Genomic DNA, 14,481 nt, shown 5'->3' on the forward strand with positions numbered 1-14,481 from the left:
ATGGCACTAAAGTATGTATTAATACCTGCGCTTCCCCTTTTAGCGTTCATAGTTAATATACTTTTGGGTAAAACGGTGATAAGAACCAGGGCGCATTGGATAGCGCTTTCAGGTGTTGCCGGGGCCTTTGTGTGTTCACTGTCTGCACTGACAGATGTCATTGGCGGTAAAATCGTTGATGAAGATTTATACACGTGGATAACCTCCGGCAGTTTTAAAGTCTCGGTAGGTTTTCTCATAGATCCGCTAACTGCGGTGATGCTGATAGTGGTCAACTCCGTAAGCCTGCTCGTTCATATTTATTCCGTTGGGTATATGCATGGGGATAAGGGCTATTACAGGTTTTTTGCTTTTCTGAGTCTTTTTACTTTTTCCATGCTTATGCTGGTTATGGGAAACAACTTTCTGCAGATGTACTTTGGGTGGGAGGCTGTGGGGTTATGTTCCTATTTTTTAATAGGGTTTTGGTATCAAAAGAAATCAGCGGCGGATGCCGCCAAAAAGGCTTTTATTGTCAACAGGTTTGGTGATTTTGGATTTGGCCTGGGGGTAATTTTAATATTTCTGACTTTCGGGTCGCTTCACTACGCAGACGTGTTTAAAGAACCTGCGGTTTTTATAGGTCAGACAATCAATATATTAGGGCATGGTTTTGATTTAATGACAGTGATAGCGCTTCTGTTGTTTTGTGGAGCGGTGGGGAAATCGGCGCAGCTTCCGCTTCATGTGTGGCTTCCTGACGCAATGGAGGGCCCCACGCCTGTCAGCGCCCTCATACATGCCGCAACGATGGTGACAGCCGGTGTGTTTATGGTGGCAAGGACTAATGCAATATTTGTTTTATCTCCAACGGCGATGGCTGTAGTTGCCGTAACCGGCGGGGTAACCGCCATTTTTGCGGCCACAATTGCGCTTGTTCAAAACGATATAAAACGTGTGATAGCCTACTCAACGGTTAGCCAGCTGGGATATATGTTTGTAGCCTGCGGGGTTGGTGCTTTTGCCGCCGGAATCTTTCATCTTTATACCCATGCGTTTTTTAAGGCGCTGTTGTTTTTGGGCGCAGGGTCAGTTATTCATGCCATGGAAGGACAGCAGGATATAAACATGATGGGAGGTCTGAAAAAACACATGCCGGTTACATACCTGACCATGCTTTTGGCCTCACTGAGTATTGCCGGAATTCCCGGGCTGTCAGGGTTTTTCAGTAAGGATGAAATCCTCTGGATGGCATTTGCCCACGGTGACGGAGCCGGTAAGTTTGTGTATCTGCTGGGGGTAATAACAGCCCTTCTTACAGCCTTTTATTCATTCAGACTAATATATGTGACCTTCCACGGTAGTTTCAGAGGTGGGCATGAAAAGGAACATCATCTTCACGAATCACCGTCAAACATGACCGTGCCTCTTGTTGTGTTGGCAGTGGGTGCAGTGGGTGCCGGATATGCCGGAATTCCTCACGTCCTTGGCGGCCACAACAGCTTTGCTGCCTTTTTAGCTCCGGTTGTGGGGCATCCTAAACCACATGGAAGCGTTTCTCAGGAGTGGTTTGTAATGATCTCCTCAGTTGTGGTTGCTGTAACCGGAATTTTAGCGGCTTATTATTTTTATATCAAAAACACAAAGATTCCTGATGCAATTGCAAGGAATTTCTCCCTTGTACATAAAATCCTCTACAACAAGTACTATGTGGATGAACTTTACGGCCTGATGATTGTAAAACCTGCCTACTGGTTTTCAGGGACAGTAATAAATAAAGTAACAGACGGTGTCTTAATCGAGGGTATTGTTAACGGCCTGCCTGCGCTGGTTGGCTGGTTTGGCAAGAAACTCAGAAAAATTCAAACCGGCATAGTCCTTCACTATTGCATGTACATGGCGGCCGGAGTGCTTATTCTCTTGCTTGTAATCTTATCAAAGCTCTGTAGAGGAAGGTATTGTCAATGAACGACGGCAACTATTTATTAAGTACGATTATCTTTTTACCGATACTGGGCGGTCTTTTGTTGTTTGTTATCGGAGGGGAAAATAAAAAGGCAATTAAGTGGACTGCTCTGACAATAACGCTGTTGAATTTTATTTTCTCGCTGCCTCTGTTTTTTAAATTTAATAAAACGGCGGAGGTGATGCAGTTTGTCGAGCGCCACTTATGGATACCAGCCTTTGATATAAGTTACTACATAGGGGTGGATGGCATAAGTGTGCTGATGGTGCTGCTTTCGACTCTCTCGGCAATTCTCTGCACACTGGTTTCGTGGAATGCTATTAAGGATAAAGTGAAGGAGTTTTTTATCTCTCTGCTGTTGGTTGAGGGATTTATGATAGGGGTGTTTTGCTCTTTGGATATGTTTTTGTTTTACATATTCTGGGAGGCTATGCTTATCCCCATGTACTTGATAATCGGCGTATGGGGTGGGCCTAAGAGGATTTATGCTGCGATAAAGTTCTTTCTTTATACTTTAATCGGCAGTGTGCTGATGCTTGTTGCCATCATTGCTCTGTATCTATACACCGGCACATTTGACATTTTAAGGCTTATGAGCGCAGTGCTTCCCTACAAAATGCAGATAGTGTTGTTTTGGGCTTTTTTTGCGGCATTTGCAGTGAAAGTACCGATGTTTCCGGTGCACACGTGGCTGCCGGATGCTCACACCGAGGCCCCTGCCGCAGGAAGTGTGCTGCTTGCCGCTATACTTATAAAAATGGGTGCTTACGGTTTCTTACGGTTTTCCATACCTCTGTTTCCTGACGCCGCCCGGGCTATGGCCCCTTGCATGATAGTGCTTTCAGTGATTGCCATAATATACGGAGGAATCATCTGCTTTAGCCAAACTGACCTTAAGCGTCTGATTGCCTACAGCTCTGTAAGTCATATGGGCTTTGTCACCCTTGGCATTTTTGCTCTAAACACACAGGGTGTTCAGGGCGGGATTCTTCAGATGATTAACCACGGTGTTGTAACCGGTGGTATGTTCCTTGCCGTTGGTATGGTCTATGAGAGAACCCATACGAGGTTGATTTCAGATTACGGCGGACTTGCTGACGTTATGCCTGTGTTTGCCGCTTTTTTTATATTATTTACACTTGCCTCAATCGGGCTTCCCGGCACTAATGGTTTTGTCGGTGAATTTTTGATTATTTTGGGTGGCTTTACCGCTAACAAGGCGGCAGGTGTTTTGGCAGCTACAGGAATTATAATAGGCGCCGTGTATATGCTTAACCTGTATCAGAAGATATTTTTTACTGATGTTAAGGAGGGTATCAGGGGGATTAAGGACTTGGGCGCCAGGGAGATTATCACGCTGCTGCCCCTTCTGTTGCTGGTTCTTTGGATAGGGTTTTATCCAAACGTTTTCTTGGGGTTTATGGATGTGAGCATCGGCAAATTATTAAACAGGGCCGGCACTGCCGGCACTGTAAAAGCTGCATTGGACATTACGGCGGTTTATAAATAGCTGTGGAGGTAGAATGACATTTCCAAATTTAATGCCGATGGTGCCGGAGCTGGTTTTAGTTGTGCTGGGCCTTTTACTTCTTATGTTGGATGTTATAACAGGGAAAAAAGAGATACTTGCGCTTGTTACGCTTACAGGAGCAATTATTGCTTTCTATTTTATTAAGAGTTCAACAGGAATCCTTTTTGACGGTATGTACGTGGCGGACTCTTACAGTAATTTCTTTAAAACCATTTTCATCATAAACCTTCTTTTATCAACCCTGATTTCCGTCAAGTACCTTGAAACTGAGAAAGCTCTCCACGGCGAGTACTATGCCCTGCTGGTGTTTGCCACCATTGGAATGATGTCTATTGCCTCTGCCGGGAATCTGATAGTGTTGTATCTGGGGCTTGAGCTGATGTCTTTGAGTATTTACGTTTTGTGCGGTTTTTTAAGAAGCGACACAAAATCCACGGAATCGGCGATAAAGTACTTTTTACTTGGGGCATTTTCAACGGCTATTTTACTTTTTGCTGTTTCACTGCTATATGGATCCACGGGGTCACTGGATTTCAACAAAATTGCAACTTCAGTGATTGCCATGGGACCTGATGGAGCAAAACCGCTCCTTTTATTTTCTGTGGCTCTGTTTGTTGCAGCAGTGGGGTTTAAAATAGCGGCAGTGCCGTTTCATATGTGGAGCCCGGATGTGTACGAGGGGGCACCGACAAGTGTTACCGCATTTATGTCAGTTGGGCCAAAGGCGGCAGGGTTTGCTATTGTCGGTAAAGTTTTCTTTGTGGCTCTTTATTATTTACAGATTGAATGGGTAAAACTTCTTATTCCAATTTCTGTTGCCACTATGATTGTTGGTAACGTCCTTGCAATATCACAAACCAACATTAAGCGAATGCTTGCGTATTCATCAATAGCCCATGCCGGGTACGCTCTCCTTGGTATCATTGCGGCAACCTCCCAGGGGCTTAGTGCCACCATGAACTACATGCTCATTTACATGTTTATGAATGTGGGAGCATTTGCAGTGGTTATTATGCTGAGGACGGGGAATTTTATCGGTGATGAGTTAAAGGATTATCTGGGGCTGGCTAAAACACACCCTGCGGTAGCAATGCTTATGATGGTTTTTATGTTTTCACTTACAGGGATACCTCCAACAGCAGGTTTTATTGGAAAATTTTATATTTTTACCGCTCTCATTCAAAGGGGTTATATAACACTTGCGGCAGTGGCGGTTTTAATAAGTGTGATATCGGCGTTTTTCTATCTCCGGGTGGTAATGTTTATGTATATGAAGGAGCCTGAGGTGGAAACGGCTGTTTCTGATTCGTTGTATTTGAAGGTAGCACTGGCTGTCTCTGCAGCTATGGTTGTTGTAATCGGAATATTCCCAGGTAAATTCCTTGAGTTTGCAAAATCAGCACTTTTTATCCAATGAAGTTGTTGACCGGTTTTAAATACCCTCCGGTCAGACGCTTTCTTTCTTTATCTGCAGTATTCTTTTTACTTACAATTTTGTCATGCAGTAGTGCTGAAGTTTCAAAGCAAAGTGCTCAGAATATTTCCCCTGCAGAGGCCTACTGTCTCTCCATTGCCCACATAAACGATACACACGCTCATTTGGAGCCGGCAAAGGTGGCACTTAAATATAATAAGTCTGAGATTGTCGTCGGTCTTGGCGGTTTTACCCGCCTAAGTGGTGCTATTGAGTATTTAAGGAATAAGCACGAAAATCTTCTTTTTCTTCATGCCGGTGATACATTTACCGGCACACTTTACTTCTCTAAGTACATGGGCGCCGCCGACAGTGATTTTTACCGCTTCATGGCTCTAAGCGCTACCACTGTGGGCAATCATGAGTTTGACAGAGGGCCTCAGGTTTTGGCAAATTTTCTGAGATCATTAAAATCACAGGACGGCAAAGGCATTACAGTAGTGTCGGCAAACACTGACGTTTCTAACGAGGAAAACTTAGCAGGGCTTATTGAGCCTTACAGGGTATTTGAAATAAACGGCGGGAAAGTGGGAGTAGTTGGACTTACAACGGTTGAGACTGCGCAGTTATCAAGTCCAGGGGGGAAGATAAGGTTCGATGATCTGTTTAAGACGGCGGAGCGCTATGTATCGGAACTAAAAAGCAAGGGTATTAATATAATAATCCTGCTGACACATGTTGGCTATGACATTGACCTTAAACTTGCAGAAAAAATCTCAGGAGTAGATATTATAGTGGGAGGGCATTCACATACGCTTTTAGGTGAAGAAGGGCTTATAAACTATGGGTTTTGGCCGGCAGACCGTTACCCTAAGGAGATTAAGGGCAAAGACGGTAATCTGGTGCTGGTGCTTCAGAGTTGGGAACATGCAAAGCAGCTGGGTTTTATAAAAGTGTTTTTTAATAGCGGCGGAGAGATCATGGCTTATGAGCCCTCACCCATTATGCTTTTGAGTCCCGCTAATGATGAAAAACCATACATGGAGACTTTTGATAATCTGACAACAGAGGCAAACAGTAAACTAAGAGTTACAAAGTTTGTGAGTTTTACAGAAACTCCATCAGCAAAAAATAAACTTGATAATTACCAAAAACCTCTGGAGTCTCTTAAGAAAACCATTGTGGCAACAGCTCTGGAAAATATGCCCAGAGGAAACGACAAGGGCCCCGGGGTGCATATAGCCGACAGCTTTCTGTACAGGACACACAACTTAAACACACGGCTCTCCATAGTTAACGGCGGAGGCGTGCGTGCAGGTTTAATAAAAGGGGATGTCAGCATTGGGGATATCTACACAATAATGCCCTTTAATAACACAATATATGTATTAGACGTTAAAGGCAGTGAGTTTAAGGAGGCCCTTGAGAATATGATAAGCTTCTACGCTGATAAATCAAAACCACCTCCCTTTATGTATATCTCAGGGTTTACATTTACTATAAACTTACAAAAACCTGCCGGGCAGCGGGTATCAAATATTGAAATCTCTCCGGCAACAGGCACTAAAACAGAACCAATGGAGATGGACGGAATATATCGGATAGCCACAAGTAACTACCTTGCCGGCGGCGGCGATTATTTTAAGGTTAAACATGACAACAAGATGGTTAACCTACTATCTGTCTCCTCATACAGCACTGATACAGGCTTTACCGACAGCGAAACTTTCATTGAGTACGTAAAAATGCTGAAAGAAATATGCAATCCCCAAAAACCACGAATTACAATAAGATAAAGATGGCTCTTTCACGTTTTAAGTGGGTAAAAGAAAGAATAAGCCCCTGTGGCCTAAAAAAGGGCAGCCTTCAGGCAGCTTGGTATAACACTAGTGAGCAAAGACAACCATGAAGATATGTACATTTAATGTAAACTCCGTAAAGGTGCGCCTTGAGCTACTTGCTGAGTGGTTGAAGAGGCGCCAAAACGATATTGATGTGCTTTGCCTTCAGGAGCTGAAAACTGTGGATGAGGCATTTCCTCATGATTTCTTCAACTCCCTTGGTTTCCACTGTGAAACCTTCGGCCAAAAAGCTTACAACGGCGTGGCAATATGTTCAAAACTCCCAATTGTCAATGTTAAAAAAGGATTTCTCCATGACACACCGGAATCCCAGAAAAGAATTATCCAAGCAGATATCGGCACTGTTAGAATCATAAATGTTTATGCCCCTCATGGTGATGTGCGCGGCACTGAAAAGTACCATTATAAATTAGACTGGTACAGGGCTCTTATGAATCACATGGAGGCGGAGACGGCAGATAAGAAAAATATTCTGATTGCGGGTGATTTTAATATAACCGCAGGCGATATTGATATTTATAATCCAGCTCTCTACAATGATGCAGTAGCAGCCATGCCGGAGGAAAGAGCGGCGTTACAAAGGGTTACAGAGTTCGGCATGGTTGATACATTCCGGCATTTGCATCCAGATGTCAGACAATACACATGGTGGGCATACGGTGCTGCCATATGGAAAGATGAGGGATTCAGGATTGACTATATATTTGCCACAAAAGATTTAATTAAAAGTTTACTCTCTGTTGAGGTTGATGTTTGGCCGCGAAGGAAGAAAACCCTTAAACCCTCAGACCATGCACCGCTTATCGCAGATTTTGACTTATACTTGGTATGAGTGCAACTTGGTATTAAATTTTTAGGTGAAATCCTGAATCGTATAAACTTGACAAAACACCTGTTTATTAATTAATATTGATTTGAAAATTGTGTCAATCTTTTAAGATTGTAAAAATTCTAAATCGGAGGGAAACATGGGAGCAGTGAAGTACACAGACCTTGGTCTTGTTAATACCAAAGAGATGTTTAAAAAAGCCATGGAAGGCCACTATGCAGTTCCGGCCTATAATTTCAATAATCTTGAGCAGCTTCAGGCCATAATAATTGGTTGCGTGGAGTCTAAATCTCCGGTCATTGTTCAGGTATCCAGTGGAGCGAGAAAGTATGCCAATCAGACCCTTTTACGCTATCTGGCAATGGGTGCGGTGGAGATGATGAAAGATATGGGCGGCAATATTCCCATAGCCCTTCATCTTGACCACGGCGATACGTTTGAGCTTTGTAAGTCTTGTGTGGATTCAGGGTTTTCCTCAGTGATGATAGACGGCTCACACCACCCCTATGACGAAAACGTAGCCCTTACCAAGAAGGTTGTGGAATATGCCCACGCCAACAACGTTACGGTTGAGGGAGAGTTGGGTGTGTTGGCAGGCATTGAGGACGATGTACAGTCTGAGGTCAGCCATTATACTAAGCCTGAAGAGGTTGAGGATTTTGTGAAGAAAACCGGAGTTGACAGCCTTGCTATATCAATTGGGACATCACACGGTGCCTTTAAGTTTAAGGTAAAACCCGGTGAGGAGCCGCCTCCGCTGCGTTTTGACATTTTAGAGGAGATACAGAAGAGAATTCCCGGCTTTCCAATAGTCCTGCACGGGGCGTCCTCAGTCGTTCCCGAATACGTGGATATGATAAACAAATACGGTGGAAAAATGGATAACGCTGTCGGCGTCTCAGAGGCACAACTCAGAAGAGCCGCAGGCTCCAACGTTTGTAAGATAAACATAGACAGTGACGGACGACTGGCCGTTACCGCAGTAATCAGAAAAGTGTTTGCTGAAAACCCTAAAGAGTTTGACCCCAGAAAGTACCTGGGTCCGGCCAGAGACGAACTCATTAAGATGATTAAGTACAAAAACGAAAATGTATTAGGAAGCGCAGGTAAGGCTTAGTTTCAGGTAACAGACAAAGCAAGGGGAAGGCTTTGCCTTTCCCTTGCTTTTTATTCTTATTATCATTTCGATCTACTGCAGAAATTAGGGGTTTTTATTAAACCACATGGCAATCACCCGTAACTGAGTATTAAGCATAATGTCGTTAACTGTAGTCTGGGTAACAATTGTCTTTATTCTATTGTAGAACATTTTATCGTATTTAATTATGGTTATCAGCAAGGCGCCTTGTTCAATGTCTGTAGCATCAAATATTAGCTCAATTGCAGGTGCGTCACCGATATAAGCCAATGCTCTCCAAATAAACCTTGGCATTTGACATGTAAGTACATCTTTCAAATAGATACCTTTTAAAAGACCTTCCTGCAAAATCAATCTTTTAAAATCATTTGATGTTGAAAGAAAGATATCCCATTTCAAGCGCTCACTATGTGAAAAATATTTTTCGTTTCTTAAATATTCAACAAAAAAATCAAAGTTCATTATTATTGTTTCAATAAAAGAATAAGGAATCCTGATTTTATGGTACAGAGGTATCAGGACAGCGAAAGGAAGTGCTCTTACCGAACCTACTTTTTTATTTTTTCCTCGCCATGACGATGAAATACTATAGTAACTTCCTGTTTTATTATCACCGATATCAATCTCTACATTTATTCCATCAATTATCATTCTGGCAAAAGGGCCAACCTGGTCGTCATGAACATAAATCTTATCCATTTGAGATGCAATTGTTAGAAAACCAGTATGGGGTGTTGGGGATGGCTTTCCAATACTATAACCTGATATAGCTACAGCATGGAGATCAGAACTGTAATATTTATTTGGTTTAGAGGATGTGTCCACAAGTCTCACAACAAACGCCAGCGGTATTCCACCTTTCAAATATGAATACATCGTGCTTTTCAAAGTGTATTCATTGTCAACACTTACAAAGAGTGGTTCCAAGCCTACATTTCTAATTGCTACTGCCATTTGTTCTATGTTTAAGCCATCGTTTGGTAAACTCCTGCTTTGAGTCGGCAAATTTGATGTTGCCGTTTCTGTAATCTCTATAGGAGTAGGAATATGGTGATGGAATATCCGGCCTGTTTTTTGAAAAATTGACCACAGAGCACTGGTAGCACAAGCTGCTGCTACGCTGTCCTGCTCCTGATAAGCAAGTGTTTCCACACTAAGTGCTATACCAAAAAGATTTATAGTGTACCGTCTAGTTGAAGGAAACTTTCTTCTTTTGTCATCAGAATATGTTGTGAGGCAAGTGCGCCCAATAACTGTCCTTGGCAGTGGTTTTACTACTATGAAACCAAGATATGAATCGTTCAACTTTTCACGAAATGAGTCAGAAGGTTCTTGTAGGAATATAGTAAAATCAGACTGTGAAAACGGCTCTTTAAAAAAATGCAATCGCTTACATTTTCTTTTGTAATCTTTAAAACACTTTACATAATAACGGGCATAATCCTCTAAAAAATCCCTGTCAATATATTCATATTCAACGACAATAGTTTTTGCTTTGATATAATCAAAGTACTCTGCAAAATAAACTATGTGTAGTTTGCTTGTGATTTCAGAAGCAGAGGCAAAACAACTATTGCAGAGTAACTTACACAATTCATCCACTCTATAAGGAACAACTTCATATATAAGGGACATCCTACCTTAATCTCATTGTAAGGATTTGAGGGTCAATACGTCTCATTCTTTCAAGTTCATCTGAAGTATCCTCAGCAAGTTTAAATACTGCCTCTATGCTTGCTCTGCCCTCTTTTGAGGATGCCAACTGACTTGCTCTCTTTGCCAAATCCTCTAATTCTGCTTTCTCCCTCTCGTCCATAAATCCTCCACCGCCGTTGATTAATTAATACGGTTTATTTTCCATAAATCACTTGTTAATTTGAGATTATATTACAATTTATAATGTAATGTCAATTCACCCCCTCGTTTTTCTACACAAAACCTAAATTTCTTGTCACCAGCTACTTTATTATACATAGAAAATATCGTAACAGTGTTGTAAAAATTGATAAAATCAAACTTTCTTACCATCTCGGCAGCTACCCTCAGTCAGATACAAATAAATAAGATAAAGGACTGCAATTATATTTAAGGCGGAGACGGTTTTCATAAAAAGCGTAAAAAACTCAACGTGATAAACACTGTGCACAGACAGATACTGGATATGGGAATCATTGACAAACATAGAGAGAGAAAAAAACGCGTACAGAAGCATTATCCTCAAATCTCCGGTTGTAATAAAGGTAAAAATTGCAAAAATTAATGACGGATAAAGATAGCGGGAATTCATCTTTGTTGCAAACACATAAAAAAATGAAAATAAGAAAAATGCCGTAAAATAAGCCTGATTTATATCCTTCTTGTTGCTGTAGGCGTACAACGAAATAATAATACCTGTCAAAACAATAAAAAGGCCTGCAGCTTTGTAGCTGATACCAAAAAAGAAAACACTTCCTTCCGGTACACTCATGCCGTCAAACAAGGAATATAGATTAAAAGCACTGTTTACGGCATACGGGTATTGAGTAAATTTCCCGGCAAAATACGTTAGAGGCGCTATTAAGTCTATTTTTCCATAAAATGGTATAAAGGCCGCATAGAACAAAATAATACTTATAATAAATGAATAAAAATACCTGATTTTGTCCTTGCTATATATAAAAGCCCACAGATATACAGGTGTAAGTAAAAGTCCCTGCGGTTTAATTAAAATGCTTAGTGTAAAGGTAGTTATTGATTTTTCAATCCTGCCGTTTACCAATAACCACACCGCAAGAGCCAATACCAGAGTAAACACTGAATCAACCTGTCCCCATACGCTGGAATTTACTATAATTGCCGGATTAAAAAGATACAGTGAAGAAAGCACAACTGACATGGATGAATCTAATCCCTTTTGTTTAGCAGTCTTATAAATTAAAAGTCCTGATAAAAGATCAGCTGTGATTGCCGGAATCTTCAACAACACCATAAACAAATTTGAATCCGGCGCAATCGAAAATATTCGCCTGAGCCATTGCAGCACATAAAGAACATAAACATATATAGGAGGGTAGTCGGCAAAAATCTCACCTGAATAATAACTTCCGAGTCCTTTTTCACCAATATAAAGAGCCCACTTTTTAAACAACTCTATATCATATGGATACCCATCAACATAAAAAGTAACCAAAATACGCAATACAAAAGCCGCCAAAAACACTACATCTAAAGCCTGTCCGGCAACATTTATAGAAAAACGGTTTTTAATTCCCCAAAGACATATTACAAAAAACACCGCTCCTATGGTTGTATTATAAATAACAAATCGTGCTTCATAACCTGAAATTGTCAAAAAGTTGGAGATAGTTTTACTCATAAAATAATAGATATTCTTCTCACTGACACTACCCATGGTTACAGAGCAGTTGTCGAAAAACACCTCACCTTTTGAAAATCTCCCGTAGGCGCCAAGCCCTAAGACAGCCCACAGTCCTGTTTGAGTCTCAGTGGTTTTAACTGTTGCCGACAGAGAAATCCACTTATCAGATGAGTCATACAGATAAGCAGAGTATCCGCCGTCAGCCCTGTAATTTCCATACATATCGCCGAAAGTTCCAGGTAAAACCCCGGGCTTTACAACTTGGCGTTCTCTGAGTCCTACGTATGCACCTGCTCCTGAGGGACTCACTCCTTTTGCCTTTACCATACATGTAATTTTATAAACTGTTGCGGAACTAACCCATAGCGGCTGAATAATCTGACTCTCTCCGAATTCCATGTTTTTCAGACTTAAACAAAGACTTTTCTCAAAAGGTGATATGCCGGAGAGCCAGGTATATACCGTACCGGTTCTATAATGCCAAAAAAGCTCGTTCCACCCGGCAGGCCTCTTGTCTTTTATTTCCTCAAAGCCGCCATTGATTAAAAGATTTTCATAAGCCCCTGATTTTAAAGGCACTACAAGGAAAAAAAAGAGCAGGCTTATGCTCAATGCGATTATTATTTTCACGATTTTTTATACCCGGCAAACAGTGAAAGCCTCTGACTAAATATTTATAGCAAGCGTTAAACTATGGTGGGCGATGCAGGGCTCGAACCTGCGGCCTCTGCCGTGTGAAGGCAGCGCTCCACCTCTGAGCTAATCGCCCCGGACTGAGATAATTCTACACCTTTTATTACCAGGATGTCAATTTGTTTATGTAAGAACCACCGTTTTAATATCAAATTCAGGGGGTGACATAATTGTCTTTTTAACAGCACACTGGTCGGCAACCCTGATTATCGCATCATAGTATTTCTCAGGAAAATCCGGTGGTACCTGTATAACTATGGATACCCTGGAAAGTCTTATTTTACCGCTTTCGTCAGGAGCAAAATCGTTTCGCTGCACAAGTGTAATATTTTCGGTAGGAATATTGTTTTTTTGGCAAAATCCAAGCACATATATTCCTGCACAAGTTCCTATCGAGGACAGAAAATACATAAAGGGCTCCGGTGCTGTTCCATATCCACCGTTTTTTACCGATTGGTCCGTAGGTACTAAAAAGTCACCAAACTCTGCTTTTACTATTTTTCCCTCTCCAAAACTTACTTTTATCTCCATAATCGCTCCTTAAATATATAAATTTTAACAAATGCAAAGTGTGAAAGCCTAATATCCTATAAGAATGTTTTTCTTGCCGGGGCCGGCTGTGGTGTCATCTTCACATGTGTATCCCAAAATATTTCTTTTAGGGAGTGTGGTGCCCTGAAAGCATGATATAAGGATATTTTTACAGCTTATACCTGATATTCCCGGTCCACCCGTTGATGTGAATTTTAACTTAACACTGTATGTGGCATCTTCTGAAATCTCTGATGAATAATTAACATTTGTGGCGTTATCAGATGTAGTTAAGTTGTCACCAAGGGCGGCAGCACGGGAACTAAACAGAAGATATGTAGTTCTTTTTTTTCTGAGAGCCAAATTTGACTGGAAATAATAATATTTCTGTGATGTGGCACTATCCTGTGCACTCATAATGGCAAGTCCGTCCGTTGTAGCATTGTCTTGAGAAAAATTGGAAACAATACAATAAATAACTCCTGAGGCATGTGCACTGACATAAGGAAACGTGTAGGTAACGTTATATACCCCTGAAAATCTTGCCAATATATTCCTGTTTGACGACATTGTAACGGCGCAGGTTCCGTTGTCGTAAACGCTGTCACAGTTCTCCCAATAGGACAATATATAATTTGCGCTTTTTGGAGTGGCTGTGAGGTAAACGTTTGTATTGACATTGTACTGATAGGAGGTTGAAATGTTGTCGGTTGTAGCGTTGTCGGAACTTAAAGATAAATTACCTGCAGAATCTGCAATAGTACCTTTGCCTATACCGGTTTTATAGACAGTTAAAGTATATACATCAACCCCGTTAAATTTAGCAGTGATGGACTTGTTGGAGTCTATTGAAACTGTACAAGTGTTGTTGGAGCTTGCCACTGAGCTGCATCCACTCCAGCTGCCAAAGACTGAACCTGAGGTCACTGCCGGAGTGAAATAAACTGAAGTTGTGGAATTATCAAAAGAGATAGTTCCTGTATTTCCGCTCCATGTGATGGTGCCGGATGATGAGGTGACAGAGCCGGTACCAGTGCCGGTTTTATAAATAGTTATTGTATAAGTAGCTGCACTTACGATTAACTCAGTTAAAACACATAACAAAAAAACTATAATAAATGCTTTAATAAGCGTCTTTGATAAAAAAAATCTTTGTTTTTGCCTTGCGTCAGCCATTGGA

11 protein-coding genes and 1 tRNA gene are annotated in these 14,481 nt (G+C 41.4%); 6 read left to right on the forward strand and 6 right to left on the reverse strand.

From position 1 onward, the window contains the following. The 6 genes from nuoL to H7844_09440 all read left to right on the forward strand — a co-directional run bounded on the left by nuoL (position 1) and on the right by H7844_09440 (position 8,698). Entirely contained in the window at positions 1–1,947 is a 1,947-nt protein-coding gene (gene nuoL, locus H7844_09415) for an NADH-quinone oxidoreductase subunit L (GenBank protein ID MEO5357502.1), read from the forward strand. After that, the gene (locus H7844_09420; protein MEO5357503.1) at positions 1,944–3,455 is read left to right on the forward strand and encodes an NADH-quinone oxidoreductase subunit M; all 1,512 of its coding nucleotides are present in this window, start codon (positions 1,944–1,946) and stop codon (positions 3,453–3,455) included. The genes nuoL and H7844_09420 overlap by 4 nt, the downstream gene beginning before the upstream one ends. A gap of 13 nt (positions 3,456–3,468) precedes the next feature. Continuing rightward, positions 3,469–4,893 (forward strand): NADH-quinone oxidoreductase subunit N, encoded by a 1,425-nt coding sequence (locus H7844_09425; GenBank protein MEO5357504.1) that lies wholly within the window; start codon positions 3,469–3,471, stop codon positions 4,891–4,893. 197 nt (positions 4,894–5,090) lie between these two features. Next, the gene (locus H7844_09430; protein ID MEO5357505.1) at positions 5,091–6,686 is read left to right on the forward strand and encodes a 5'-nucleotidase C-terminal domain-containing protein; all 1,596 of its coding nucleotides are present in this window, start codon (positions 5,091–5,093) and stop codon (positions 6,684–6,686) included. 109 nt (positions 6,687–6,795) lie between these two features. Continuing rightward, the gene (xth, locus tag H7844_09435) at positions 6,796–7,584 is read left to right on the forward strand and encodes an exodeoxyribonuclease III (GenBank protein ID MEO5357506.1); all 789 of its coding nucleotides are present in this window, start codon (positions 6,796–6,798) and stop codon (positions 7,582–7,584) included. A 136-nt stretch (positions 7,585–7,720) separates the two neighbouring features. After that, the gene (locus tag H7844_09440) at positions 7,721–8,698 is read left to right on the forward strand and encodes a class II fructose-1,6-bisphosphate aldolase (GenBank protein MEO5357507.1); all 978 of its coding nucleotides are present in this window, start codon (positions 7,721–7,723) and stop codon (positions 8,696–8,698) included. Positions 8,699–8,782: 84 nt separating this feature from the next. Here the strand turns inward: H7844_09440 and H7844_09445 are convergent, their stop codons facing one another. The 6 genes from H7844_09445 to H7844_09470 form a co-directional block, all read right to left on the reverse strand. Then, positions 8,783–10,354, reverse strand: a complete 1,572-nt coding sequence (locus tag H7844_09445) for a hypothetical protein (GenBank protein MEO5357508.1) — start codon at positions 10,352–10,354, stop codon at positions 8,783–8,785. Position 10,355: 1 nt separating this feature from the next. Further along, positions 10,356–10,535, reverse strand: a complete 180-nt coding sequence (locus H7844_09450; GenBank protein MEO5357509.1) for a hypothetical protein — start codon at positions 10,533–10,535, stop codon at positions 10,356–10,358. Positions 10,536–10,730: 195 nt separating this feature from the next. Next, complete coding sequence (locus H7844_09455) at positions 10,731–12,707, reverse strand: hypothetical protein (GenBank protein MEO5357510.1); 1,977 nt, start codon at positions 12,705–12,707, stop codon at positions 10,731–10,733. Between the two features lie 64 nt (positions 12,708–12,771). Continuing rightward, positions 12,772–12,846 (reverse strand) — tRNA-Val (locus tag H7844_09460). 47 nt (positions 12,847–12,893) lie between these two features. Continuing rightward, the gene (locus H7844_09465) at positions 12,894–13,301 is read right to left on the reverse strand and encodes an OsmC family protein (GenBank protein MEO5357511.1); all 408 of its coding nucleotides are present in this window, start codon (positions 13,299–13,301) and stop codon (positions 12,894–12,896) included. A 48-nt stretch (positions 13,302–13,349) separates the two neighbouring features. Then, the gene (locus H7844_09470) at positions 13,350–14,477 is read right to left on the reverse strand and encodes a hypothetical protein (protein ID MEO5357512.1); all 1,128 of its coding nucleotides are present in this window, start codon (positions 14,475–14,477) and stop codon (positions 13,350–13,352) included. Positions 14,478–14,481: the final 4 nt, after the last annotated feature.

The organism is Nitrospirae bacterium YQR-1 (assembly GCA_039908095.1).
In the GTDB taxonomy this organism is placed as follows: domain Bacteria; phylum Nitrospirota; class Thermodesulfovibrionia; order Thermodesulfovibrionales; family Magnetobacteriaceae; genus Magnetomonas.